Here is a 24,824-nt window from a genome sequence, read left to right as displayed (position 1 = left end):
AATAGGCATGCTTCAAATTGGTGTGAATATCTAATTTATAACATTTGGTTAGACAAATATCTGGATCTTGTTGCTAATGTAAAAGCTTTGTTATCTTTAGCCCGAGATAAATTGAGATGGAAAGTCTATGAAAGCACGTGAAGCGAATTTTGACGGATTGGTAGGACCAACGCATAACTACAGTGGTCTGTCGTATGGTAACGTCGCGTCAGCCAAGAACCAGGCGGCGCCATCCAATCCGAAGCAAGCTGCGAAGCAAGGCCTGGACAAAATGAAGGCTCTGGCCGACATGGGCATGCTGCAGGGTGTACTGGCGCCTCAGGAACGTCCTGACGTACACACGTTGCGCCGCTTGGGTTTCACTGGCAGTGACAAGTCTGTCATTGAGCAGGCTGCGAAGCAGGCGCCGAAAGTCCTGGCGGCTTGTTGTTCAGCCTCCAGCATGTGGACTGCGAATGCGGCAACGGTGTCACCTTCTGCGGATACTGCAGACGGCAAGATTCATTTCACTCCGGCGAATCTGACAAACAAGTTCCACCGCTCGATTGAGCACGAAGTGACTGGCCGTATCCTGCGCAGCACTTTTGCTGACCCTGAATACTTCTCTCACCACCCGGCGCTGCCTGGTGTAGAACACTTTGGTGATGAAGGTGCAGCAAACCACACCCGCTTCTGTAATCAGTATGGTGAGCAAGGTGTAGAGTTTTTCGTTTTTGGCCGTCATGCATTTGATACCCGTCATCCGGCACCGAAAGTGTTCCCGGCCCGTCACACTTATGAAGCCTGTGAAGCGGTCGCACGTCTGCATCAGCTGGATCCATCGAAAGTAGTGATTGCACAGCAAAACCCGGACGTGATTGACCAGGGTGTATTCCACAACGATGTTATCGCGGTAGGTAACAAGAACATTCTCTTCTGTCATCAGCAGGCATTCCTGGATCAGCAGGGCACGTACAGTGCGCTGAAAGAGAAAATGGGTGAAGGCTTCAATATCATTGAAGTACCGACCAATGCGGTTTCTGTTGAAGATGCGGTGACCAGCTACCTGTTTAACTCACAGCTGATTGAGCTGCCAAACGGCGAGACACTGCTGGTTCTGCCGGAAGAATGTCGTAAGAACGACAACGTCTGGCGTTATGTTGAGCAGCTGCTGGCTGACAAACGCGGTGTGGATCAGGTGAAAGTATTCGACCTGAAACAAAGCATGGCCAACGGCGGTGGTCCGGCTTGTCTGCGTCTGCGTGTGGTTCTGAATGAGCAGGAAGCGCGTGCAGTGAATCCGTCAACGCTGATGAATGACGCACTGTACGGACGTCTGACCCAGTGGGTTGAGAAGCACTACCGTGACCAGATGGTTGAAGCTGATCTGGCTGATCCGCAACTGCTGGATGAATCACGCTCTGCGCTGGATGAACTGACTCAGATTCTGTCTCTGGGTTCTGTGTATCCGTTCCAGCGTTAATTCTGACAATAAGCATTGTCCCGGTTCAGGCGGCATCCGAGAGGGTGCCGCTTTTCTCTTTTTTATCATCCGCTTGAATCTCACCCCATCCGAAGTGAATCCCTCTATACTTGTCAGACAGAGTAAAATCGGTACAGGACAACGAGACGAAGCCGCATTGCTGTCTGAACAGCCGGAATGGTCCGGGCTGGCACTGATGGTTTTTGTCTGTTGAGTGATCACAACGGGTTACAGATTGTTTTGCCTTGTGCCCGGCAATCTTTCTTATCAGAAGCCGAAAAGCGTCTTATCCCGGTTGTTTTCTTCCCACTGAGATTTTTAACTGCGAATGAATATCATTTGTGGTATTTTGTGTTCAGATCCTGCAAGTAGGAAGACAGAGAATGAAAGAACAAATTGCACAATGGTTAGCGCGAGATCCCGATCCGGTCACCCGTAAGGAATTACAAGATCTGATTGATACAGGAAATGAGACCGAGCTGGCGGAACGTTTTTCCGGCCGGCTGGCTTTCGGAACGGCCGGTCTGCGGGGGATTGTCGGCGCGGGGCCAAACCGGATGAACCGTCTGGTGATTCAGGAGACTGCAACCGGACTGGGGCAATATCTGCAGGACACTGTCGACCTGGCTACTCAGCAGGGCGTCGTCATTGGTTATGATGGCCGCCCAGACTCGAAGCGTTTTGCACACGATGCTGCAGCCGTTCTGACAGCGCAGGGCATCAAGGTTTACCTGACTGTGACCGTGGCGCCGACGCCGTTGGTGGCATACGGTGTCACCGCCCTGAAAGCGGCCGCAGGGATTGTGGTTACAGCCAGTCACAATCCGCCAGCTTATAACGGCTTTAAAGTTTACTGGGGGAATGGCGCTCAGATTATTCCGCCGCATGATAAAGGCATTGCGGCAAAAATTGATAAGGCGGCAACGCAACCATTGACGCTGATGGATTTGCAGGAAGCAGAACATCAGGGACTGCTCGTCTGGCTGGATGATGAATTTTACAGCGATTACCGGGACACGGTTCAGCAAAGTGCACTGCTGCAGAACCATACCCAGCCTGAGACGGTCAGCATTGCGTATACGGCGATGCATGGTGTCGGCGCTGAGATGGCAGAAGCTCTGCTGGCGGATGCCGGATTTACACAAGTGTTCAGTGTGGCTGCACAACGTGAACCGGATGGCAGCTTCCCGACCGTGAATTTCCCGAACCCGGAAGAGCCCGGCGCCATGGATATGGTGATTGCTGAAGCACAAAAACATCAGGCTACGCTGGCTTGTGCCAATGACCCGGATGCGGACCGTTTTGCTGTCGCTGTTCGTACAGAAGAGGGCGATTACAAGATGCTGACCGGCGATCAGGTCGGTGTCTTGCTGGGTCATTATTTACTGACCCGCGTCAATCCGGAAGAGAGCCTGGTGGGCACCACGATCGTTTCTTCCAGCCTGCTTCAGAAAGTAGCCACTGCGGTTGATGCTGCTTATTACCAGACACTGACCGGCTTTAAATGGCTGACCAATGTCGCCATGCAAAAGCAGAGTGACAGCAACCGTTTTCTGTTTGCTTACGAAGAAGCGCTGGGCTACACCGTGGGAAATATGGTCTGGGACAAAGATGGTTTGTCTGCCATGCTGGCGTTTGCACAGTTAACCGCAGAGCTAGCTGCACGTGGCAGGACGGTCTGGGATCAGCTGGAAGCCATTTATCGGGAGCACGGGCTTTACCTCAATGCACAGGTGAGCATTGCCTTGTCTCCGGATTCTCCGCCGATTGGTGACAGCCTGCGCCAGCAGCCGCCGGAAGAGATTGCCGGTCGTAATGTGATTCGTGTGGATGATTTGAAAACGTCTCGGCGTCAGTATGCCGACGGGACGGTCGAATCCATTGACTTACCGGCCAGTGACGTCCTGATTTATTTCCTGGAAGATGAATCCCGAGTGGTGGTGCGTCCGTCCGGTACTGAGCCGAAGCTGAAATGCTACTATGAAGTGGTTGAAATGATTGATCAGGTCGACACACTGGAGCATGCCGCCCAGCGGGCCCAGAGCAGTATGGATGAACTGATACGTCGTCATCAGAACAGTCTGACAGGCATGACCGCCGACTGATCCGCTCTTGTTCCGTCTACAGAAACGCCAGCATGATGCTGGCGTTTTTGATGGATTCAGAAAGATCGGATTTAAAGCGATGAACCGGCGGAGTCCTGCTGATTGTCGTTCAGGCTGGCGTAGTGATGTAGCAGATCCGTCAGAGTTTTAATCCAGCCGAAAGTGTCCTTCGGGGCATTGGGCAGTATGTTTTCAATCGCTTCACAGTGTTGTTCCAGCGTCACGGCGGCTTCAAGCTGGAAGGCAATCGCGTAAAAATGCCAGAGCAACAGCCGGGTCATGCGCTCCGTGTTTTGGGTTGCCTGTGCTGAGTCGGCAAACGCAGCAGATACTTCTCCCAGAGCAATCGCTGACATGCGCAGCATCGCGTCAAACTGAGCTGAACGAAGCCGGTCTGCGGTTTGTGTTTCTTCCGGCTCAAAGGTAAACAGCTCTTCCATGACGTCTTCAGGTACCATCCGGCTGAGGATGCGCTGGCTGAATTCTTCCAGTTCATGACGTGGCATGGTCAGCAGACAGTTCAGTGTGTAATCCCGTTGCATTGCTTTTCAACTCCCGATTGGCCTGCAATTTTGAAAGGGCCGTATTGTGCGCGATGCCTTGCTGAAAGGCCAGTTTTTTGGTTTTGAGCAGAGTCTGCTGCCGAATTGAGCGTCAATGAGTTGACACAGGATTGACAAGAAATGAGCAAAATTTAGCTATCGTGCATGCCTGAAATCCCACATTTTATGCCGGGTAAGCATACATCCGGCCGCAAGTGAAGAAATGAGAATGACAGAGTCTGCACAACAATCTGCCCATACTTCAGCCCGCTATTTATCGGGTAAAAAGTCTGATGGTGGCGAGCCGCCACGCCGCAGTCCGTGGAAAAAGCTGGTTGCCCTGATATTAATCGGCATTGTGATTGCCATGGGTGGTCTGGGCTGGACACTGAATCAACAGATTGCGGATAAGTTTTCCGGCCAGCTCTGGCAGCTGCCGTCTGTTGTTTATGCCCGTGAACTGGTGCTTGAGCCGGGCGCTCAGGTTCGCTATGAAGATCTGGTGAAAGAGCTGAAAGCGCTGAACTACCGTAAAGTCAGCAAGCCGACCCGCGTGGGCGAGTACAGTACCAGTCGTCTGAGAGTGGAATTCATCCGCCGCCCGTTCCAGTCGCGGACCGGCCCGCAGCCGACCCGTCATGTCATTGTTGAATTCAACTACGGCTCGGTGAAGCGGGTTGTGGATGCCAATACCAACCGTGAATTCGGTATTTTCAGCGTGGAACCGCAGATGCTCGGGATGCTGGAAACGGATTCCAACGAACTGCGTCTTTACAAGCCAAAAGCTGAGATGCCATCGACGATGATCGATGCGTTGATCGTGACCGAGGACCGTGATTTTTACACCCACGATGGGGTGTCAGTGGTGGCCATTGGCCGTGCGTTTCTGGCGAACCTGAAAGCAGGCCGTACCGTTCAGGGCGGCAGTACGCTGACACAGCAGCTTGCGAAAAACCTGTTTCTTTCCAGCGAACGCAGTCTCTGGCGCAAGCTGAAAGAAGCCTATATGGCGATGATCATTGATTATCGCTACAACAAAGATGAAATTCTGGATGCCTACCTGAATCAGGTTTATCTGGCGCAAAGCGGCGCGGATGCGGTTCATGGTTTCGCACTGGGTTCCCGGTTCTATTTCGGTTTGCCGCTGTCTGAGCTGCGGGTGGATCAGCAGGCGTTGCTGGTCGGTATGGTGAAAGGACCGTCTTATTACAACCCATGGCGCTATCCGGAGCGCGCAAAAGAACGTCGCGATTTAGTGCTCAGCCTGATGCATGATGCGGACAAGATTGATGACAAGACGTATCAGAAAGCCATCAAACAGGATCTGGATCTGCAGCCGAAAGGTCATGTTGCCGGACGTCAGCCTGCGTTCTTCAGCCTGCTGAAACAGGAGTTAGGCCAGCGAGTCAGCCAGGGCTATCAGCCGGGATTGGGGCTGCGTCTGTACACCACGCTGGATCCGATTTCACAGGCCAGTGCTGAAAATGTTGTCCGGACGAAAATGGCAGCAATGAAGAAGCAATACGGTAAGCAGCTGGAAACGGCGATGGTGGTTGCTGATCGTCAGACCGGTGAAATCCGGGCCATGGTTGGCGGCAGCCGTCCTGAATTTGACGGTTTCAACCGGGCTCTGGACGCCCGTCGTCAGATTGGTTCTGTGGTGAAGCCGGGTGTTTATCTGTCTGCACTGGCGCGTCCTGAGCGCTTCAGCCTGGGCAGTAATCTGGATGATAAACCGCTGACACTGACAGATGAGAAGGGCCAGACCTGGTCCCCACGGAACTACGATCGTCAGTATCGGGGCGAGGTGCCTCTGGTACAGGCGCTGGCGCGTTCGTATAATATTCCGACCGTGAATCTGGGCATGTCTGTCGGACTGGATAACGTAATTGATACCCTGGAGTCCCTGGGCGTTGATCCGGAGCAGATCCCGCATGTACCGGCAATCTTGCTGGGAGCATTTACGCTGTCGCCGTATGAAGTGACGCAAATGTACCAGACGATTGCTAACGAAGGTCGCCGCAGCGAACTGACGGCACTGAGTGCGGTGACTGATCGTGACGGCAAGATGATTTACCAGCATTTACCGTCTGCGCAGCAGGTGGTCTCGAAACAATCGGCCTGGCTGACCATGTACGCAATGCAGAAAGTGGTGACTGAAGGGACAGCACGCTATCTGGATTCTATTTTGCCGTCGCTGAAACTGGCGGGAAAAACCGGTACCTCGGATGAAGGACGTGATACCTGGTATGTGGGTGTTGATGGCCGTGAAGTTGTTACTGTATGGATGGGACGCGATGACAACAAAAACGTGAAGCTGACCGGCTCTTCCGGACCACTGCGTTTGTATGCGGACTATATTCAGCGCCGCGATCCGGAGCCGCTGTCTTTACGGGAACCGAAAGAGATTACTGAGGTGGCTTATCAGGTCAATCAGCAGGGCGGATTCACTCAGGCCTGTATCGGACAGGTTGAGCTGCCGGTCTGGGACAAAGACGGGCGGTCAACGCACGGCTGTGAGAATAAAGTCTCTACCATTATTCGCTCAATCTTCAATTGGTAAGTTGAAGCAAACTGGAAATCAACAACGGGTCGGTTACAATGCCGACCCGTTTTTATATACGAAGGAAAATGTGATGCGGCTTCTTCAGACAGCAACGCACCCGGATGTAGCCGATAAGCAAGGGACAATGTTTTATCGTCAGGCCGCCAGAGCCATTATTCTGGATGGCGAAAAGATACTGATGCTCTATACCGCCCGTTACCATGACTACACCTTACCGGGTGGGGGGATTGATGAGGGAGAGAACGTCGAGGACGGTCTGATCCGGGAACTGAAAGAAGAAACGGGTGCCCGGAATATCCGTGATATCACGCCGTTTGGTATTTATGAGGAATTTCGCCCGTGGTACAAACCGGATTTCGATATCATGCATATGAAGTCATTTTGTTTTACCTGCCAGATCGACCGAGAGCTGGGCGAAACACAACTCGAAGATTATGAGATCCGAAATGGTATGAAGCCGGTATGGATCAATATTCATCAGGCCATCGCTCATAATGAAGAAACCCTGGCGAAGAGTGACAAAAAAGGCCTGTCCGTCGAACGTGAGCTGTTTTTACTCAGAACCATCCGTGATGAGCTGCTTCAGGTCCGTATCAGCGCATAATCATTTGCAGAGACTTGGCTGAAGACGCTGTGTGATGACGTGAAGCCGCACGAAAATTGTTCGGCGATGAAAGATTTTACACACGGATATGGCAGGAAGTGCCTACTATTAATCCAATATATCTCAATGTTGGAGAAAGTTATGACAATGTTTGTCCGTAATCTGGTTCTTGTTGCCCTGTCGGTTTTTCCGCTCTGTGTTTCTGCCAGCTGGAAGCTCGACAATAATCAGTCACAGTTACGTTTTTTATCGGTAAAGAATAATAGTGTGGTCGAGCAGCATACATTTAAGCAGCTTGAAGGCACGATCACGGACAAGGGAACGGTGCAACTGATTCTGGACTTATCCAGTGTCGATACTCAGATCCCCATTCGGGATGAGCGCATGAAGACCATGCTGTTTAATGTCGCGGATTTTCCTAAAGCAATGCTGGAAGGTGAAGTTGATGTTTCTGGTCTGGAAGATCTCAAAGCCGGCGAGACGTTAACACAGCAGGTTTCTTTCAAACTGAATCTGCATGGTGCGATTAATCCGGTCAATGCAGATTTACGAATCACCCGTCTGGTGGACGATACGCTGATGATTACCACCCAGAGTCCTGTGGTGATTGATGCCAAAGCCTTCGGGATGGACAAAGGAATTATGGCACTGCAGGAAGTCGCAAAGCTGAATGGTATTTTGCCGAGCGTGCCGGTCTTCGTGAGTCTGGCTTTTGTCCCTGCGTCGTCATAACGTCCTGAATCTTTTGACTTGTCTGGTGACGCTCTTTATTCTCTGCCTTGTCATTCATCAAGGCAGGGAGCAGCCATGAAAAGCGTAACGGTTCTGAATCAGTCGGTGCAACCGGGGAAAATTATCTGTATTGGCCGGAATTATGTCGCCCACATCGAAGAGCTGGGGAATGAAGTCCCGGACGATATGGTCATTTTCCTCAAGCCGAATACTGCAATGGGGACGTCACTGCATGCGACACATCAAGGTGAAGTCCTGCACTATGAAGCCGAAATTGTGTACCACTATCAGAATGGACGATTTACAGCGGCGGCGATCGGACTGGATTTAACCAAGCGTGATCTGCAAACCCGGCTGAAAACGAAGGGCTTACCCTGGGAACGCAGTAAAGTGTTTGAAGGTGCAGCGCTGTTCAGTCCTTTTGTTGAGCTGCCCGATTCTGATGCGCCGCTTGGTTTAACCCTCCACATTAACGATGCTCTGACGCAGCAGGGGGATACAACACTCATGTTGTATTCACCGGAGGTGATTCTGGCGGAAGTGCAGAACGTCATCCCGCTGGAGGATGGTGATCTGGTGATGACCGGGACACCTAAAGGTGTTGGTGAGGTGGTTGCCGGACAGGTCTTCCGTGGCGCACTGACCTGCGATGGAAAAGAACTGGTCACTGTCAGCTGGAAGGCGCAAGCCTGATGAGCGGCATAATTTCTAATAAACTATCTTCTGAAAAAACAATCTGCTGAAGTCAATGTTTGATAAACGTGATTTGGTCAAGCTGGCCAATATGAAGATGCCATTTGGCAAATACAGTGGCCGGATCCTGATTGATTTGCCCGAACCTTATTTGCTGTGGTTTGCGAAACAAGGGTTTCCGGAGGGTGAGCTTGGCCGGTTATTGGCATTGGCCCTGGAAATGAAAATTGAAGGGCTGGAGTCTGTGATCCGTCCGCTCAAAGGATATCAGGGAGAATTATGATCCTGATATCTAGGGATTTAATCCAATCTGAGTGCAGGTCAATCCTGCACTTTAAACATCAGACACGATTTTTTGCAAGAGGGCCAGCATCTGCTGCTGCTCTTCGGCATTCAGCGCCCTTAACAGTTGTTGGTTGATGGAGAGAGGGATGGGGGTCAGTACTTCCTCCAGATCACGTCCTTTCGGGGTCAGATAGATTCGAAAAGTCCGTCGGCTTTGTGGATCCGGATGGCGTTCAACCAGCCCCAGTTTTTCCAGCTTGTCGAGTGTGCGTGTTGTGGTCGAATTTTCAACTTTCGCCTTCGCCGCAATCTCACGCTGACTGACGCCTTCTTCTTCCCAGAGACACATCAGAGTCGGCCAGAGCGCAATAGACAGGCCGTGCTTCTTCAGTTCAATGTCGAACAACTTTTCTGCTTTACTGGCAACGACATTGACCATCCAACCGAAACTGCTTAGCCTGTCAAACTTCTCACTCATTGTTTATTCCATTGAAAGTACAACCATCGCCATGGTAACGAATACGGCACCAAGAAGCACGAATAAGGCGCGTTTCGGGGAGACAAAGCTTGGCTCAGGCAAAATCAGGGGCATTTTTTGTCTGCCAGTGATCATGGCCGTGATCAATCCGTGTCCCCGGAATTGATACAGGATCGCAGCGCCGACATGAATGCTGACGATCCAGGGTAAGCCCTTCGCAAGAAGCATGTGCATTGAGGTCAACACATCCGCGACCAAATCAGTCAGCCAAAGCTGAGCAAAAGGCAAACGATCAAGGAATCCTCCCAGAGCCAGACCGGAGATGCACTGGATCAGAAGCAGGGTAATCAGTGAAAACACCATCCAGGCCCCTGCCGGGTTGTGCCCGGCACCGGCATTGTCCATCCCCTGAAGATAACGCCACGCCTCGGAAGGAGAGCTGCTGAAATTTGCAAATCGTGCTGTTTCACTGCCGAATAATCCCCATCCCAGTCGCCAGACGAGCAAAGTAAATAACATGAGTCCCAGAGGAATATGGGGGCCCGTTTCTGTATAGCCGGTGGCTAACAATCCAAAAAAGAGTAAAGCCTGTAACCAGTGATAGACGCGGATCGCCAGATCCCAAACCTGGATTGTATTCGTTGCCTGCATAATTTCTTCCCTGCCGAGTTGTGAATGAGATTCTTCTGTCTGTTTCAGAAGCGTGATTCGTTGGCCAGATAATTTACTAGACAATTGTTGCGCAAGCAACTATTGTTATTCGAACTTAGTTCACTGGAAGTCGCTGGAGATTGATGACATGCAACGCATCCTTTGCTTCAGTGTTTTATTGACGTCGGGTTTTGCGCTCGCCGCTGCCGATGAGACTGTGATTGAACACCGGCAAAATACTTTTCAACTCATTGAGACCGAATTAGAGGAAGCCGAGGATTTGCTTGATGGTGCAGAGACACCATGGGGTGCGCTTGATCCAATCGCCCTGAAGTTATTGCAAGCCGGGCGTGAGCTGAAAGATAGTTTTCCGCAGGGCAGTGACGCAGGAAGCAGCGCAAGCCATCAGATCTGGAAGAATCCTGAGCCTTTTCAGGCGCTTTTGGACGAGATGGGGCAAGGTTTTTCTCTGTTGCATCAGGCGGTAAAACAACAGAATGTCCGACTTGCTGAACAGGGCATCGAACAGGCTGAAGCGACGTGCCGTCGTTGTCACCGCAGTTATCGGTCCTTTTGGTAAATCCAGGAGAAAATGATGAAAAATTTAGGAAGCGTACACCGAATTGCCGCTATCACGGCTTTTGTGCTGATCGCCAGTTTTTTCAGCGCCTCCTTAATGAGCGAATTGTTTGCCGGGCAGCAGACGGTTGTTGTCGTGAAACAGCTGATCGGGGATGCCGTTTGGATCCTGTTGCTGCTGATGGCCGTGACAGGTTCGACTGGCACAAAATTAGCACCGGGTGTTCACTCTGGCCATGGGCCGTTGGGTCAGAAAAAACAACGGATGCCGATTGTGGCTGCGAATGGAATCATTGTATTGCTGCCATCGGCACTCTATTTAAGCCATTTAGCAGCACTGGGTCAGTTTGATCGTTCGTTTTATTGGGTTCAATCGATTGAGTTGACCGCTGGTGCGGTGAACCTGACCCTGATGGGACTGAACATTCGGGATGCGCGTCGATTCAGGAAAGGGGGAAGCGTTTGAATTGAAACCGAGGTAGAAGTGCACACGGCACTTGTCATGACCATCACAGGACACCGTTGTGGCCGCTGTGATGGTCATCAGAGCCGCATGGGCTGCGTGTTTACCGACTCAGAAAAGCATACCCTGCTACAAATGCATTTTCCTGGAACTGGCGCAGACCTGTGCCTCGGAAATCAATTGAAAGCGGGTTATGCTTCAGCTTCTGTTTGATATCTGCGTTACTGATGAAAGTAACATCCAGGTTCTCAATCAGCTGAATTGCAGTTTCCATTTTGAAACTTTCTGCACTGCCAGCTTGTTTTCCGCGGGTTTCACGGGTTTTGATGACAACCTGTTCAACCTGATAATCTTCGACCAGTTTCTGGAAGGTCTTCTGGAAATTGCGCATCTGTTCATTGTCAGACGCGTTGTTCAGCACCAGTTTTTGAGACCGGCAATCAGGAATTGAAAACATCCCTTGGTTCAGTGAAAGCAAGCAAAGGAAGGCTTCATTGCCTTTCAGTTCAACAGCAAAAATTTTCATGGCATAACCTGATAAGAGACTTTGGCCGCTATTGTAGGGCAAGACCAGCGATCCTGTTAGCGAAAATCTCTGCAGCTAAGGTTTTTTATCAGGTTGCAACATGACTTTGCTTGATTCTGTCCTGCAAACCGGGAGGGGTTTAACACTTCATTCACAACATAGCGCCATTGATCATAAATTAGGCTTATACTTTTTAATATCAAGCTGTTGACTGTGATTGAGGGATCCAACATGAGATTCAGAGTTTCTCCTCCTTTGGTGTTCTTGCTGACCTTGGCGGCTATGTATTTACTGGCCCGCTATGTACCGATCTGGCGCTTTGCATTTCCCGGGAAGGTATTGCTGGAATGGGCATTCAGTTTAATGGCTGTCGGGTTTGGTCTGGCAGGAATCATGGCGTTCGCACGAGCCAAAACGGCGATCAATCCGAGTAAAGCAACCCGTTTAGTGACTTCTGGTGTGTACCGGATTTCCCGAAACCCAATTTATCTGGGGCTGCTCTTGTTGCTGGTGGCGGTGTTTTTAAATCTGTCCGCCTTATCCCCGGTGATTATGATCCCAGTTTTTGCGCTGTATATGAATAATGTTCAGATTGCAGCAGAGGAAAGAGTTCTCAGGCATGCTTTTGGCCAGCAGTACAAGGACTATTGTCAGCGAGTCAGACGCTGGTGCTGAATGAAGACAAGAAAAGAAAGGGGAGCCGGAAGCTCCCCTTTTATTGAGGAGAAAACAGTGCGTAACGGCCTGTTACGGATTAGTCACGGGTTGTTTTAATGTCAGTGGTTGTCCGGCAAAACGAATTCCCTGCCAGCCATATTTGATGAAATTCCGGATATTCATGTGGTCTGTTCCGTCCGGATTGTTCAGGACGGCATCAAAGTAATGGTGACCAAAACAAGCCAATGTTTCCTGTTCTGTCAGCTGGTGGAGTTTTGCAAAGGCAAAAATCCGGCAAGAACCTTCATTGCTTCCGGCTTCATTGGCCAGCGTGTCGTTGCCTATCCCATTGCTGAAGGCTGTCGGCTGATAATTGTAATGGGCATTGATCACGTTCAGAACGTGTTCAAAAACAACCGATTCCGGTGTTTCCCTGATTGTTTTGAGCAGCGTATCCATGCTGTTCTCCTGATAGGTTAAAGATGATTCCCGGAAAAAACGGGTTACACTGTTTTCACCGGGAAGAAGTGGAGAAATTGTGGTGAAGTTAGCGGCGGCCTGATTTTTTTGCTTGCTGTTTCAGTGCATCGTCAAACTCGTCCGGGTACAGGATGAGTCCTTCCTCTTCCAGGCTCGGGAAAATCACAATGGCTAGTTCGTCGTCTTCCAGCCCTGGAGTCCAGCGGCTGTGCCATTTATTAACAGAAATCGCTTCTGGTTTGCAGTCTTCCCAGTCGCCGGTTGCCCAGGCTTGTGCAAATTCCTGATTTGGCCATACAGGCACACAATCTTCGTCATCGCTGTTGAGCATGACGCAGCCATGTTCGTCAGTCAGAATCCAGATTTGCCCCTGGCTTGTGACTTCTTTCAGCAAATATTGAAACCTTTTTTCCGCATCGTACTGCAAAATGGTGTCAATTTGTTCTTGGGATAATAGGGGTGTGGACATCGTCGGATCCTGTACTCGAAGATAGATTTGCAAGCGGATAACTTGCTTCAACTGCCCCTAAGCATAGTGGAAAGCGGGATGGGAAGGAAGGGAGATGCCAGCTCGGGCCGGCATCTTTGGGGAGGATAATCCGGTTATTTCAGCGTGTAAGGTACGCGGATGGTCAGCTGGAAGTCCGGCGCATCTGCGGTTAAACCCGCCGCAGCGCCTACATTGAGCGTTGTTTCCCGGTTGATGGCATAGTTTGCACCAAAGGAAATGGTATCCAGCTGGAGCAGTTTGGCATCGTCCGGATAATCACCATTTACTTTCGATTTGAGGATTGTTTTGTGGTTCAGGCCGATGCTGAATGAAAATTTCGGGTTCACGGCGAAGCCCATGCCCGCGCCCAGCGAGATGGTATCCCCTAAATCAATGGTATTGATCTGAGTGCTCGGCGCCTGATCAGTGGCCGGGATCTGCACACTGACGTCGTCTTTAATATTCCAGATGTAACTGGCATTCAGGAAAAGCACGGCGGGGTCCAGCGGCATAATCATGGTGATGCCCGGTTCTATGCTTGGAAAACCGGAACCGGTTGGCAGTTCTTTGAAGTCATTGGTATCGTCCAGCGGGACATCATAAGGGGACGAACCTGTGGTACTTTTGAAGCGCAGGCTCCCGATCCAGTAAGGCGCTTCCAGCATGTTGAACTGGTATTTAAAGGCCGCTTCTATATCACCCAGGTCATTCCCTTCCAGGGTTTTGGTGGTCGGGCTGTTTGAGGGGCCATTGATGTCACGCTCTGAAATTGAGTCGTTCCGGTACACCCAGGGGATCCGGGCTTCGACTTCTAACCGGTTGGTGATCCCGTACCGGCCTGTCAGGCCAAATGTCATGGTCGTACGGTCAATATCACTGGCGCGGATCAGACCGACGATCAGAGATGGCAGAACGGTATAACCAACAACGGAGACCGTATTGGATGAGTTCTGGGTGTAAGTTAATGAGGTATCCAGAACGAAAGAACCTTTCGGGGTCAGTACACCGGGCTTTTCCAGAATATCGGTGACTGTCTGGACTTGACGAGATTTTTGATGGGTTGTTGTAGATTTTTCTGCAGTTTCCTCTGCAGCAACCATGGTTGAAAAAATCGCTGTCAGCGCTAACAGGCTGTATGTATTGAACTTTCTCACGATATCCTCACTTAGTAAGCAAAGGTAACCCCTAATAATATGAAAGTCAGTTGCACTGGCTTGTCATAAGAATAGTCAAGCATCATATAAAAAGAGAGTGATATAAGGTTATTTTTGTCTTATTTCTGATAAGTAATAAATAGGTTTTAATATTAATACAAATATTATTAATGAGAATATTGACTCTATTCTTATAAATAAAATGATAGTAATTAATTTGACTAAAGTGTGATTTTGATTTTTATGGAAAGGCTTTTATTAAAAATAATACAAATCAAAAAGTGGCAAAAACTAGTATTAAGTTATCTCTCGTGGCAACGCGGGAGTGTAAAAAATAAAAAACTCAACATATTTGGAGTCTTATCATGCGTAAATCTAATCTCGCACTGTTAGTGGCAGTACTGGTAGCTTCACCACTTGCACTGGCAAGTGGCTATCCTCAGCAGCCTCAATCACCATCTTATGGTGGTCACTATGGCGACTACGACGATAATGATGCCACCATTGTTGACTCATACAATGATGACATCACAAAAGAAGCCACAATTACTTATGACAGTGATAAAACAATTACTGACAGCTTTAATGAAGACAATGATTATCTGAAAATGAAGGACATTAATAATGATAAGTCCTTCAAATATACAGATAATAGCGACAACAGCAAAAAGTTCTACTATGAAAGCAATTACAATCATAGTGAAACCTGGAAAATTGACATCGACAAAAACTTCTACATGGCGAAGTCTGACCTGGATGGTGAAGTCATTAAAAACGACGTAAGTTACGGTGGCGCTTGCTGTAATGACCGTGGTGGTCACGGTGGCTACGGTGACAGCTATTCACGTGGTGGCAGCCATGGTGGTGGTTACGGTGAAGTTGGTTCACTGACAGTCACTCATGTGAACGAGATGTCTGGTTCCTTTACGAATGCTTCTGGTATTAACCTTGCTGGTCAGAACGCAGGTAACAACTCGCTGATTCAACAAAGTGCAAGTACCAACGCAGTGCTTCTGGGTCAATAACACATTAGCTGGGGGATGTCTGAGACAGCTCTCAGGAGGACGTCATGAAATATTTAACACTGACTGTAGCTGTACTTCTATCATTCGGTGCCGCTGCTGATGAGTTGGATATTCTAACAAGTTCCGAAACGTTGAGTGACAGTTCAATGGTTGAGGCTCGGGGCGGGCAGTACGAGCTCAACATTGACTATATGCAAGCCGATTCGGATATGTACGGTGATGTCATAGGTAACGGCGCGTATGGAAATACAACGGGGAATAACATCATAGATGGCGGATCCTTTGACGGAGCCAGTGGTGTGATAAGCGTTGTCCAGAATAGCGCTCCTAATGTGTTAATTCAGAACTCGACCGTAATTAACCTGACATTGAAGTAACACTGTTAGTGTATCTAATCCGGAATAAGATAACCGGAAATAAACTGAATGTTAAATTACTAGTAATTGATATTTAGTTTCGCAGGGCTAACATCATTGCTTCAACAGTTTATAACATTGAACCCCGTATGAGATTTTATATGAATCTCATGCACTAAGGGAAACATAATTGGAGTAATACCATGCGTAAATCAAACGTATTGTTATTGGCAGCACTTGTTGCATCACCTCTTGCTTTAGCGAGCGGTAATAATCATGCACCAGATGCGGATCTCATTGACGGAAGTTTTAATGATACAGTACATAAAACATTAACCGTTGATGTGGATAAAAATAAAGAGATTGATTATTCATTCAATGAAGATAATGACACTCTTTATATGAAAGATATCGGTAACGATAAATCAGTTCGCATTAAAGATAACAGTGATAACTCATGGCGAATGAAAGCAATTAAGAACTCTACATATGAGAAGACATTCAAACTGGATGTTGAGATCAACAAGGTTCTGGCAAAATCTGAACTGGATGGTGAAGTGATCCGAAATGAAGTTACCTATGGCGGTGCCTGCTGTGACGGTAAGTCTGGTGATGTGAGTGTGGAACACTTTAACACCATGACTGACTCGTTTGTAGATGCTTCTGGTATCAACGTAGCGGCTCAGAATGCTGGTAACAACTCCATGGTTCAGCAATCAACCAGTACAAATGCAACTTTATCTGCCTCTGCTGGCGGTTATTAATCAACCGGGGCCGTCGAAAGGCGGCCCTTTATCCTTTTTATCTATATGATTTCTATGAACAGATTTGAAAAATCAGATAGATAAAAATGATACATAACCTGACGGTATTCTTACTGGTTGCCCTGTCAGATGAAATGAAAAGGGTGTGGTCATGAAAAAGAAATTCGTTGCCTTTGCATTGTTTGGATTCGCGATAAGTGCTACGGCAAATGCGCTGGATTATTTCCCCAGTCGGGGCGCTTATAACGTAAAGGTAAAAAGTTATCAGGAACAACTTTTCGGTGATGTGATGCGTCAGCAGTACGACTTTAGTTGTGGTTCAGCTGCCGTCGCGTCATTAATGAGATATCACTACGGGATTGAGACCACGGAAAACAAAGTCTTTAAATCCATGTTTGAAAAAGGGGACAAGGACAAAATAGAAAAGCAGGGATTTTCTATGTTCGATATGAAGGAATATATGCGCTCAGTGGGATTAGATGCGAATGGTTATCGTCTGCCACTGGAAAAGTTCAAGTCACTGGGCATACCGGGTATCACCATTGTTAATTTCGATGGCTATATGCACTTTGTGGTTATTAAGGGCATGAACAGTGATCAAATCATTCTTGGTGACCCTTCCCGGGGGACCATGGTGATGAAACTGAGTGAGTTTAAACCTTATTATCGCGGCTCTATTCTGTTGGTGAAAAACCGGGTGGATAAGGCGCGCGAAAGCTTTATTACCCAGGAAAATTACAGCGTTTATACCCCATCTCCAGTGTCTGATGCTGTGACGAGAGATTCCCTGTCGACGTTCAGTATCACATTGCCGGGTTCAAACGACTATTAAAACGCAGAGGCTAGTATGAATAAGCTATCTCATTATGCGGTTGCAGCAGCCATTGGCGGTGCTGCCCTGATCGCAAGTACGTACGCGGATGCATACGCCAAACCATCCCCCTTTAAGATGCTGGATGATTCAGGTCTGATCGCCATGACACAATCAGAAATGTCGGCGATTCGGGGCGGGTTCTCGGCGGAAGGGTCTCTGATCAGCATCGGGCTCAGCATTATTACCGCGCTGAACGGTGAAGAGATTCTGCGATCCCACATCGCGAATTTCACCATCAGCAACGGGGTACTGACGACAACAGCAGGCTCTGCCTATGCCAGCGGAGACATGATTAATCTGAAACAGGTGGGGAACGGCAACACCTTTGAGCGACCCGAGCTGCTCCCGAACAGTATTATGCAGGTCGTCCAGAATACGGTGGAAGGCAGCCATATCCGAATTGAACGGAACATAGACATTAATGCCGATATTAATAGCTATTTGCAGAATAGTGTACTGAAAAGCAGACTAGAAAATTCACTTTTACATACAGGGTATTAATTGTTCGCTACTCCTTTTTTATGCTTTTAAGTGGCAAGGTACAGTATTTCGCTGTACCTTTTTTGTATGCAACTTAGTCCGAACGAGCATACGATCTTAAAAAAATTGAACTTTCTTCCCATTCTTAACTGATTGATTCATAGTTTCTTCTATTATCAGAAGAATCTTCTCAAGACAATTCTTACTTCTGATACCACCCGGTGGTGGGCTTTCTTGCCTATATTTTCCAATGAACATAAATAATAATATGCATTGATATGAAGGTGACTTCTAATGGTATCTCAATGTCAAAATAAAGCTCTAAATGGAAGGCTGGTGGCAATCGGATGTAACTATGAGCCTTGGATAGCGCTTTTGGAACAGTCAGGTTGGAAGACTCAGTGCTGTTACGATCTAAGAACGGTTGATTCAATCCTGGAAGAGTTCAGCCCATGTATATGTATTGTCGATTTAAGCAATAATGATTTTAGCTTGAATAGTATCTCTTTGAGGGCAAATAAAACCAAACAAGTGAAATGGATTGCTCTGATCAAAAAAGAGCAATTAAAAACCGACGCAATATGTCAGTTTATTAATAATTTCTGCGTCGATTACTTTACCGTTCCGGTTCCGGGAAGCCACTTATTAGATACAGTCGGCCATCAACTGGGCATGCTGGATATTGAATCTTCCTCCTGGCAGGAAATCACGTCACAGCATGAAATGGGACTGTTTGGTGAATCGAAATCCATTAAACAATTGCGTGATATGGTCCGTCGGGTGGCATTGACTGAGGTGAATGTTTTCCTGACCGGTGAAAATGGCACAGGGAAAGAACTGATTGCGAAATCAATTCACAGCCTGTCTAAACGGAAACATGCGCCTTTCGTCACCATCAACTGTGGTGCACTCTGCAAAGACGATGAAAAGCTGAACTTTCTGAAGCACGTGTCAAAGCCTGATGAAGAGGGAACCAGTTTTAACGGCACCATCATGCTGGATAATGTGGAAGAACTGGCCAGAGACTTTCAGGACCTGCTTCTGTCTTTCATTCAGTCACCCGGCAGTGACTCCCTGGATGGTGATTCCGCCTGTGATGTCCGCATTATTGCGTCTACCAGTGCTGATCTGGAAGCGCTGGTAGCGAAAGGAGACTTCAGCAAAGAGTTATACTACCGTCTGAATGTGTTCCACATTAAAGTCCCCACACTGCGCGAACGTGGTTCAGATATCTTTTTACTGGCAGAAACGTTCCTGCGTCAGTTCGCGAAAGAATACAGCACCATGGCGTCATCGTTTTCGGAAGACTCCAAACAGCTGCTGCTGCGTTATAGCTGGCCCGGTAATGTGCGTGAACTGATCAATCAGGTGAAGCGTGCAGCTTTGCTGGCTGAGGGGAATGAAGTCAGAGCTGAGCACTTCGATTTGCCAAGCAAAGCGAATCTGAAGCAAAGCTTGCGTAACATTAAAGATGAAGCTGAGAAAGATGTGCTGGTGGCTGTGCTGGAAACGCACCGGGGTCAGGTTGCTTCTGCAGCGAAAGATCTGGGGGTTTCAAGAGCGACGATGTACCGGCTGCTGAACAAGCACAACATTGTGCCTGATGTGCGGCATTACAATTCGCCATTCCTGCGTGAATGAACGTGAGGTCAACCAAAACACCCCGCACATGCGGGGTGTTTTTTTGTGGCGGTTCTGGTGAACCAGCCCGAAATTACAGAGACAACAGAATAATTTCGTTGTGCTCGTCAGAATCTGTGTTGGTGAAGACACACTCTGGCTGGTCAACCATCAGTTCATCCATGGTTGGCACAACGAGTGTTGCCAGGCTGATATGCTCCATTTGTGTTCCTTACTACTTCTAAAGGCTTTGTATTACCCTAATCACATGGCATGACATTAACATGACAATCCCGGGTTGTGGATATTAATGCGCCTGTCGTTGATCTTTGTCCACAAATAATTCAGATTGTTCCCCACATTCGTCTATTGCATGTGGGCTGAGGGTAACGGAAGCCTGAGCACGACCGGGCAGTGATCTGAGAGGTTATAGCGACTAACATCCTCCCGAGGGAAACTGAATTGATACACCAGTCCCCGTTGTGCGGCTCCCGCGACATCTGCTGATGCCACAAAGTGATCAATCAGCTTTTTGTAGTGCCGGTATTCGGTTTTTTTCCCTCTTCGACTCAGCCGAACATAGCATGAGGCGTTCACGTCTTTTGTCAGTAAACGGACAGAATCTTTGTCACCACCCTGTTCAGCCAGTGATGTAAACAACCAGCTGCCTGGCTCTGCCATGCGATGATTGAAATCGCCGCTGATTAGAAAAGACTCCTTACGCGTCAGCCGTTGTGATATCCAGCCGCTTAATACTTCTGCCTGATAACCAAGCACCCGACAGGACGCGGAGCGTTGACTGGCTGCACGGCTGAAACACCCTGACTTCAGGTGGACACTCAGCAAGTGAAGGGGCGGGCCAGATTCGGGATAAACAATCACATAGGCACCGTAGCGGAGACGACCACGGCGGGGTTTCTCACCGGAAGCCGGTGCATGCCGGATGTTCAGGTCCGCCAGATCTTTCGGGTCAGTGATCCTCAGTGTGCGTTTTACGGCAAATCCGGTGTACTGGTTGCCGTCCTGAAACCCTTCCCGCAACTGACCTTGACGGTCAGACATAAAGATCCGGTATTGATGGTCAGGCAGAATCTGCTGCAGTGCAGAGCTGTTGTCTATTTCTTGGAATGCAATGATTTCCGGCGCAATCTGTCGGATGATACCGGAAAAATATTGGGTATCGGCTGCAGTGCGTGGTCGCTGCGGTGCGCCGAACCACTCCATGTTCCAGCTCATGATAGTGAGCACCTGCTGAGGCTTCACGAGGTGAAATTCATGGGGTTTCACTTCTGATGCCAAGGCGCTGAAGCTGGCATTCCAGAAAAGGATCAGCAAGAACATGAGCAGGAACATTGGCTGTCTCAGGTGCACCATGTGTCTGAATCCTTCAACGAAAAAGCAAAATCATCGCGGTGTTCTAAGTCTAACCGACATTCGTACAACCCTGATTCAGATCAAAGCAAGCTTGCGACGATTATCGCTAAATACACTACATCTTGTGTTTACGATAATTACAAATTGCATATTTAGTGTTTGTGGGGTGCGTGGTGACTAATAACAGGGATGGCGTTCAACCTTTGGGTCGTATGCTGGAAGAAATTCGTGGGCTGATGGCGCAGACCCACACTGAACTGCTGAATGAAAATGCCAATAAAGACGGCCGGGTTATACCGACTCAGCGTGATTTACTGGCCGGTATTGTGGCCAAACATTATGCAAAGCAGTTTCTGTTACCTACTGCCGTGGCTGAAGCGCATGAAAAGGGGGAACTGCATTTTCATGATCTCGACTATGCGCCGTTCTTTCCCATGTTTAACTGTATGCTGATTGATCTGGAAGGGATGCTCACGCAGGGCTTCAAGATGGGCAATGCCGATATTGATACGCCCCGTTCCATTTCTACCGCAACGGCAGTTACTGCGCAGATTATCGCTCAGGTTGCCAGCCATATTTACGGCGGTACGACGGTCAATCGCATTGATGAGGTGCTGGCACCTTATGTCACCAGCAGCTACCAGAAGCATCTGCAGGTTGCCAGGCAGTGGGAGATTCCTGATGCCCGCGCCTATGCCAGACAGCGCACCGAAAAAGAGTGCTTTGATGCATTTCAGTCGCTGGAATATGAAGTGAATACCCTGCATACCGCGAACGGACAGACTCCATTTGTGACCTTTGGCTTCGGACTGGGGACGTCCTGGGAATCCAGACTGATTCAGGAATCCATCCTGAAAAACCGGCTGGCAGGCTTAGGGAAGAACCGAAAAACTGCGGTCTTTCCAAAGCTGGTTTTTGCGATTAAAGACGGTATCAACCATAAAGCGGGAGACGGAAATTACGATATCAAACAGCTGGCGCTGGCATGTGCAGCAAAACGGATGTACCCGGATATTCTCAATGTGGAGCAGGTTGAAGCTGTGACCGGCTCGTTCAAAACCCCGATGGGGTGCAGAAGTTTTCTCGCACGCTACGAGGAAGACGGTGTCGTGAAGCATGAGGGACGCTGTAATCTGGGGGTTGTCAGTCTGAATCTGCCCCGGATTGCTCTGGAGGCCAAAGGGCAGGAAGCGGTGTTCTATGAACTGCTTGATCAGCGACTGAATCTGGCAAAAGAGGCCCTGGACTTTCGTATTGCCTCACTCAATGGGGTGAAAGCCAGAGTGGCGCCCATTCTTTATATGGAAGGGGCTTGTGGTGTTCGGCTCGGGCCGGAAGATGAGGTGTCAGAAATCTTCCGGCATGGCCGGGCTTCTATTTCGCTGGGTTACATTGGCCTGCATGAAACCCTGAATGCATTGTACGGTTGCAGCAGACATGTGTTTGATTCAGAAGCATTACAGCAAAAAGCATTGTCGATTGTCCGTCGCCTGCGTGAGGCAGTGGATCGCTGGAAAGCGGAGGCCGGGTATGGTTTCAGTCTTTACGCGACCCCGAGCGAAAATCTGTGCAGCAGGTTCAGTGCACTGGATCGGCAGACATTTGGTGAAGTTGCCGGTGTGACCGACAAAGGTTATTACACCAACAGCTTTCATCTTGATGTTGAAAAGCAGGTCAATCCTTACGACAAGATTGACTTTGAAATGGCTTATCCGGCGATCTCCAGCGGTGGTTTTATTTGTTACGGCGAGTACCCGAACATGCAATATAACCTGGAGGCACTGGAGAACGTCTGGGATTACAGTTACAGCCGGGTACCTTACTACGGCACCAATACACCGATTGATGAATGCTACGACTGCGGATTTCAGGGGGAATTTCACTGCACCAGTAAGGGATTTGTCTGTCCCGGCTGCGGAAATCATGAACCGTCGCGGGTTTCTGTCATTCGTCGGGTCTGCGGATATCTGGGGAGTCCGGATGCGCGTCCGTTTAATGCCGGTAAGCAGGAAGAAGTACGTCGCCGGGTGAAACATCTGTAATCCGGATGCAGAGGCTGGAATGAATTTTCATCAGTATTTTAATTGTGATGTGTTGAATGGTCCCGGTACCCGTTGCACACTGTTTGTATCGGGGTGTGTACATCAGTGCCGGGGGTGTTATAACCAGTCGACCTGGCCGGTCAACAGCGGTATGCCCTTTACTCAGGACATGGAAGACAGACTGATTGCTGATCTGCTGGATACACGGATTGTCCGCCGCGGGTTATCCCTGTCTGGCGGCGATCCGCTGCATCCGGCCAATCTGACGGATGTGAATCGGTTAATCCGGCGGGTCAGGGCTGAGTGTCCCGGGAAAGATATCTGGCTCTGGACGGGTTATGTCATGGAGCAACTGTCAGCGCCGCAACGCCAGGTTGTGGCTTTGATTGATGTGATGGTGGATGGTCCCTTCGTACGCCAGCTGCATCAGCCCGGGTTACAGTGGCGAGGCAGCAGTAATCAGCGCATCCTGCGTAAAGCGGGCTCGGGCGGAGCATGGATGGAAGCCAGTGCTCAGGCCCCGGCAGACTATTAAGCTGTTCCTTTATCATTGTATTTATTGATAACTTCAGAAGTTATCCACTGTTTCTGTGCATAACTGTGGGAAAATAAAGTGAATGAATCGGAAAACCGTGGATAAGCAGGTCCCGGCAAAGCCTGCTGCCACTAGGCTTGCCGGATAAAATCCGCTACACTTCGCCCCCAGATTCAGACAGAACACATGAGTCCAGCTATGGCACGTACAGTGATTTACACCTATAAAAACCAGGAAAAAAGCATCAGTTTTTCCTACAGTCAGTTTCGTTCAATTCATGAAGCCGTTGCTGCTGCGGAAGGTATTGATTTAACAGACTATCTGAAGATGGAACTGCAGGTCGAAGCCGTGTCGAGCGGTGAAAAAGCCGTCCGGGATTTTCGTGACAGCCACTTCCGTAAATTAGGCTTTGGCAAAATTGCGCTGGCACCCAAAGAGCATCGTGGTATCGGTGAAAAGTGAGTTATTGCTGCGATAGTCGCTTTTTCAATAACAGATAGATCCACCACCCCGACAATGCGGCCAGTAAGTGTTTCACACTGTGGCCGCTTATCCACCCGCCAGTCAGTGCAAACACTTCGTTGTCCTGATATTCGGCCAGTTTGGCCAGCCCGTATGACATCAGGGCTGCCAGATAATATCGTCCCCCCGGGCGCTTTTCGTCATACAGCAACAGAATTAAGGGTAAATGCAGAACGGGCAGTAATTGTACCAGGACGTAGGCACTTAAATCGGCAGGGCGATCGCCAGTGCTGGCCTGAACATACCAGTAAATGACCGCCAGCAGTCCGTACACATTGAGCGGAAACAAAAGTTTCTGCCCCAGACTGGGCTGAATATATTCACTCAGGACCAGACAATACAGACTCAGAAACACCAGACAGATTGGCAGGCGGTCCAGCATCAGACTGAAAGGCGCCGGCGAAAGATGGTAATAGGCAGAGCCTAAGGCAGCAGCAATCAGGCCCTGAAAAAACAAAAAATAGGCCGGAGACACTTCCGGTTCAATCACCCGGTCTACATGTTGTCTGCTGATCTGGCTGAGCAGCCGGACTCCCAGGAAGCCGATGAGCGCAAATGGCAGGTTGGTGATGACATTGGCAAAATTTGCAATACCGAAAGCAGCACGCGTATCGGCGTACTGATAGTAATCAGCGGGTTGTGTGATGGGCGATTGAGACAGAATCAGCACTAGCAAAATCAGCGCACTGGTGATCAGCAGGACAGCTTTGAACTTTTCCGTTCGTTGCATCACTAGGTGCCCGTGCTGCTTTCGCTTCATGGCAG

28 protein-coding genes and 1 pseudogene are annotated in these 24,824 nt (G+C 49.1%); 19 read left to right on the top strand and 10 right to left on the bottom strand.

The genetic code is table 11. The features are described from left to right. The first annotated feature begins 127 nt into the window (after nucleotides 1–127). Entirely contained in the window at nucleotides 128–1,462 is a 1,335-nt protein-coding gene (gene astB / locus L4174_RS20755; protein WP_248141978.1) for an N-succinylarginine dihydrolase, read from the top strand. 383 nt (nucleotides 1,463–1,845) lie between these two features. Beyond that, a complete protein-coding gene (locus L4174_RS20750) occupies nucleotides 1,846–3,567 on the top strand; it encodes a phospho-sugar mutase (RefSeq protein WP_248141979.1) in 1,722 nt (573 codons plus the stop codon). Nucleotides 3,568–3,638: 71 nt separating this feature from the next. Here the strand turns inward: L4174_RS20750 and L4174_RS20745 are convergent, their stop codons facing one another. Continuing rightward, complete coding sequence (locus L4174_RS20745) at nucleotides 3,639–4,109, bottom strand: exoribonuclease R (protein WP_248141980.1); 471 nt, start codon at nucleotides 4,107–4,109, stop codon at nucleotides 3,639–3,641. Nucleotides 4,110–4,338: 229 nt separating this feature from the next. Between L4174_RS20745 and mrcB the strand changes: the two genes are divergently transcribed. From mrcB to L4174_RS20720, 5 genes are all read left to right on the top strand, one after another. Continuing rightward, nucleotides 4,339–6,672: a penicillin-binding protein 1B gene (mrcB, locus tag L4174_RS20740; protein WP_248141981.1), complete on the top strand. Its 2,334-nt coding sequence runs from the start codon at nucleotides 4,339–4,341 to the stop codon at nucleotides 6,670–6,672. Between the two features lie 73 nt (nucleotides 6,673–6,745). Next, nucleotides 6,746–7,279 (top strand): NUDIX hydrolase, encoded by a 534-nt coding sequence (locus L4174_RS20735; protein ID WP_248141982.1) that lies wholly within the window; start codon nucleotides 6,746–6,748, stop codon nucleotides 7,277–7,279. Nucleotides 7,280–7,420: 141 nt separating this feature from the next. Further along, nucleotides 7,421–8,011: a YceI family protein gene (locus L4174_RS20730; RefSeq protein WP_248141983.1), complete on the top strand. Its 591-nt coding sequence runs from the start codon at nucleotides 7,421–7,423 to the stop codon at nucleotides 8,009–8,011. Nucleotides 8,012–8,086: 75 nt separating this feature from the next. After that, a complete protein-coding gene (locus L4174_RS20725; protein ID WP_248141984.1) occupies nucleotides 8,087–8,704 on the top strand; it encodes a fumarylacetoacetate hydrolase family protein in 618 nt (205 codons plus the stop codon). Nucleotides 8,705–8,759: 55 nt separating this feature from the next. Next, the gene (locus tag L4174_RS20720) at nucleotides 8,760–8,987 is read left to right on the top strand and encodes a DUF3820 family protein (RefSeq protein ID WP_248141985.1); all 228 of its coding nucleotides are present in this window, start codon (nucleotides 8,760–8,762) and stop codon (nucleotides 8,985–8,987) included. Between the two features lie 51 nt (nucleotides 8,988–9,038). Here L4174_RS20720 and L4174_RS20715 read toward each other — a convergent pair whose 3' ends face one another. Together L4174_RS20715 and L4174_RS20710 are read right to left on the bottom strand one after the other, a co-directional pair. Beyond that, a complete protein-coding gene (locus L4174_RS20715; protein ID WP_248141986.1) occupies nucleotides 9,039–9,467 on the bottom strand; it encodes a MarR family winged helix-turn-helix transcriptional regulator in 429 nt (142 codons plus the stop codon). A 3-nt stretch (nucleotides 9,468–9,470) separates the two neighbouring features. Further along, complete coding sequence (locus tag L4174_RS20710; protein WP_248143282.1) at nucleotides 9,471–10,100, bottom strand: cytochrome b/b6 domain-containing protein; 630 nt, start codon at nucleotides 10,098–10,100, stop codon at nucleotides 9,471–9,473. Between the two features lie 166 nt (nucleotides 10,101–10,266). Here L4174_RS20710 and L4174_RS20705 point away from each other — a divergent pair, with 166 nt between their 5' ends. Together L4174_RS20705 and L4174_RS20700 are read left to right on the top strand one after the other, a co-directional pair. Further along, nucleotides 10,267–10,698, top strand: coding sequence for a cytochrome c (locus L4174_RS20705; protein WP_248141987.1), 432 nt, complete (start codon nucleotides 10,267–10,269; stop codon nucleotides 10,696–10,698). A gap of 12 nt (nucleotides 10,699–10,710) precedes the next feature. Beyond that, the gene (locus tag L4174_RS20700; protein WP_248141988.1) at nucleotides 10,711–11,163 is read left to right on the top strand and encodes a hypothetical protein; all 453 of its coding nucleotides are present in this window, start codon (nucleotides 10,711–10,713) and stop codon (nucleotides 11,161–11,163) included. Nucleotides 11,164–11,263: 100 nt separating this feature from the next. Here the strand turns inward: L4174_RS20700 and L4174_RS20695 are convergent, their stop codons facing one another. Further along, on the bottom strand, nucleotides 11,264–11,686 hold the full coding sequence (locus L4174_RS20695; protein WP_248141989.1) for a DUF3010 family protein: 423 nt from the start codon (nucleotides 11,684–11,686) through the stop codon (nucleotides 11,264–11,266). 231 nt (nucleotides 11,687–11,917) lie between these two features. Between L4174_RS20695 and L4174_RS20690 the strand changes: the two genes are divergently transcribed. After that, nucleotides 11,918–12,361, top strand: a complete 444-nt coding sequence (locus tag L4174_RS20690; protein ID WP_248141990.1) for an isoprenylcysteine carboxylmethyltransferase family protein — start codon at nucleotides 11,918–11,920, stop codon at nucleotides 12,359–12,361. A 72-nt stretch (nucleotides 12,362–12,433) separates the two neighbouring features. On the opposite strand, the gene L4174_RS20685 is transcribed toward L4174_RS20690, so the two are convergent. The 3 genes from L4174_RS20685 to L4174_RS20675 form a co-directional block, all read right to left on the bottom strand. Next, nucleotides 12,434–12,802, bottom strand: a complete 369-nt coding sequence (locus L4174_RS20685; RefSeq protein ID WP_248141991.1) for a HopJ type III effector protein — start codon at nucleotides 12,800–12,802, stop codon at nucleotides 12,434–12,436. 88 nt (nucleotides 12,803–12,890) lie between these two features. Further along, a complete protein-coding gene (locus L4174_RS20680) occupies nucleotides 12,891–13,292 on the bottom strand; it encodes a DUF2750 domain-containing protein (RefSeq protein WP_248141992.1) in 402 nt (133 codons plus the stop codon). Nucleotides 13,293–13,426: 134 nt separating this feature from the next. Beyond that, nucleotides 13,427–14,467 (bottom strand): transporter, encoded by a 1,041-nt coding sequence (locus L4174_RS20675; RefSeq protein WP_248141993.1) that lies wholly within the window; start codon nucleotides 14,465–14,467, stop codon nucleotides 13,427–13,429. A gap of 365 nt (nucleotides 14,468–14,832) precedes the next feature. Between L4174_RS20675 and L4174_RS20670 the strand changes: the two genes are divergently transcribed. The 6 genes from L4174_RS20670 (at nucleotide 14,833) to L4174_RS20645 (ending at nucleotide 19,607) form a co-directional block, all read left to right on the top strand. Beyond that, nucleotides 14,833–15,492 (top strand): hypothetical protein, encoded by a 660-nt coding sequence (locus L4174_RS20670; protein WP_248141994.1) that lies wholly within the window; start codon nucleotides 14,833–14,835, stop codon nucleotides 15,490–15,492. A 44-nt stretch (nucleotides 15,493–15,536) separates the two neighbouring features. Next, nucleotides 15,537–15,869, top strand: a complete 333-nt coding sequence (locus L4174_RS20665) for a carbon storage regulator (protein WP_248141995.1) — start codon at nucleotides 15,537–15,539, stop codon at nucleotides 15,867–15,869. Nucleotides 15,870–16,051: 182 nt separating this feature from the next. Next, nucleotides 16,052–16,612, top strand: coding sequence for a hypothetical protein (locus L4174_RS20660; RefSeq protein ID WP_248141996.1), 561 nt, complete (start codon nucleotides 16,052–16,054; stop codon nucleotides 16,610–16,612). Between the two features lie 151 nt (nucleotides 16,613–16,763). Next, nucleotides 16,764–17,444: a C39 family peptidase gene (locus L4174_RS20655; protein WP_248141997.1), complete on the top strand. Its 681-nt coding sequence runs from the start codon at nucleotides 16,764–16,766 to the stop codon at nucleotides 17,442–17,444. Nucleotides 17,445–17,459: 15 nt separating this feature from the next. Continuing rightward, a complete protein-coding gene (locus L4174_RS20650) occupies nucleotides 17,460–17,987 on the top strand; it encodes a hypothetical protein (protein WP_248141998.1) in 528 nt (175 codons plus the stop codon). Between the two features lie 273 nt (nucleotides 17,988–18,260). After that, entirely contained in the window at nucleotides 18,261–19,607 is a 1,347-nt protein-coding gene (locus L4174_RS20645; protein WP_248141999.1) for a VpsR-related response regulator, read from the top strand. 73 nt (nucleotides 19,608–19,680) lie between these two features. Here L4174_RS20645 and L4174_RS24065 read toward each other — a convergent pair whose 3' ends face one another. Both L4174_RS24065 and L4174_RS20640 read right to left on the bottom strand, forming a co-directional pair. Then, the gene (locus L4174_RS24065) at nucleotides 19,681–19,809 is read right to left on the bottom strand and encodes a hypothetical protein (protein WP_256549385.1); all 129 of its coding nucleotides are present in this window, start codon (nucleotides 19,807–19,809) and stop codon (nucleotides 19,681–19,683) included. Nucleotides 19,810–19,952: 143 nt separating this feature from the next. Beyond that, complete coding sequence (locus L4174_RS20640) at nucleotides 19,953–20,960, bottom strand: endonuclease/exonuclease/phosphatase family protein (protein WP_248142000.1); 1,008 nt, start codon at nucleotides 20,958–20,960, stop codon at nucleotides 19,953–19,955. A gap of 212 nt (nucleotides 20,961–21,172) precedes the next feature. Here L4174_RS20640 and nrdD point away from each other — a divergent pair. The 3 genes and pseudogenes from nrdD to L4174_RS20625 all read left to right on the top strand — a co-directional run. Then, nucleotides 21,173–23,002 (top strand): annotated as a pseudogene (gene nrdD / locus L4174_RS20635) (anaerobic ribonucleoside-triphosphate reductase); the annotation flags it as partial. 19 nt (nucleotides 23,003–23,021) lie between these two features. Further along, complete coding sequence (nrdG, locus tag L4174_RS20630) at nucleotides 23,022–23,537, top strand: anaerobic ribonucleoside-triphosphate reductase-activating protein (RefSeq protein WP_248142001.1); 516 nt, start codon at nucleotides 23,022–23,024, stop codon at nucleotides 23,535–23,537. Between the two features lie 198 nt (nucleotides 23,538–23,735). Then, nucleotides 23,736–23,999, top strand: a complete 264-nt coding sequence (locus tag L4174_RS20625) for a DUF2960 domain-containing protein (RefSeq protein WP_248142002.1) — start codon at nucleotides 23,736–23,738, stop codon at nucleotides 23,997–23,999. Between the two features lies 1 nt (nucleotide 24,000). On the opposite strand, the gene L4174_RS20620 is transcribed toward L4174_RS20625, so the two are convergent. Beyond that, nucleotides 24,001–24,789, bottom strand: coding sequence for a ceramidase domain-containing protein (locus L4174_RS20620; RefSeq protein WP_248142003.1), 789 nt, complete (start codon nucleotides 24,787–24,789; stop codon nucleotides 24,001–24,003). Between the last annotated feature and the right edge of the window lie 35 nt (nucleotides 24,790–24,824).

Origin of the sequence: Photobacterium sp. CCB-ST2H9, assembly GCF_023151555.2 — a bacterium.
Taxonomy (GTDB): Bacteria; Pseudomonadota; Gammaproteobacteria; order Enterobacterales; family Vibrionaceae; genus Photobacterium.
The sequence above is the reverse complement of the archived record's forward strand: the minus strand, read 5'-3'. Positions and strand labels throughout refer to the sequence as shown.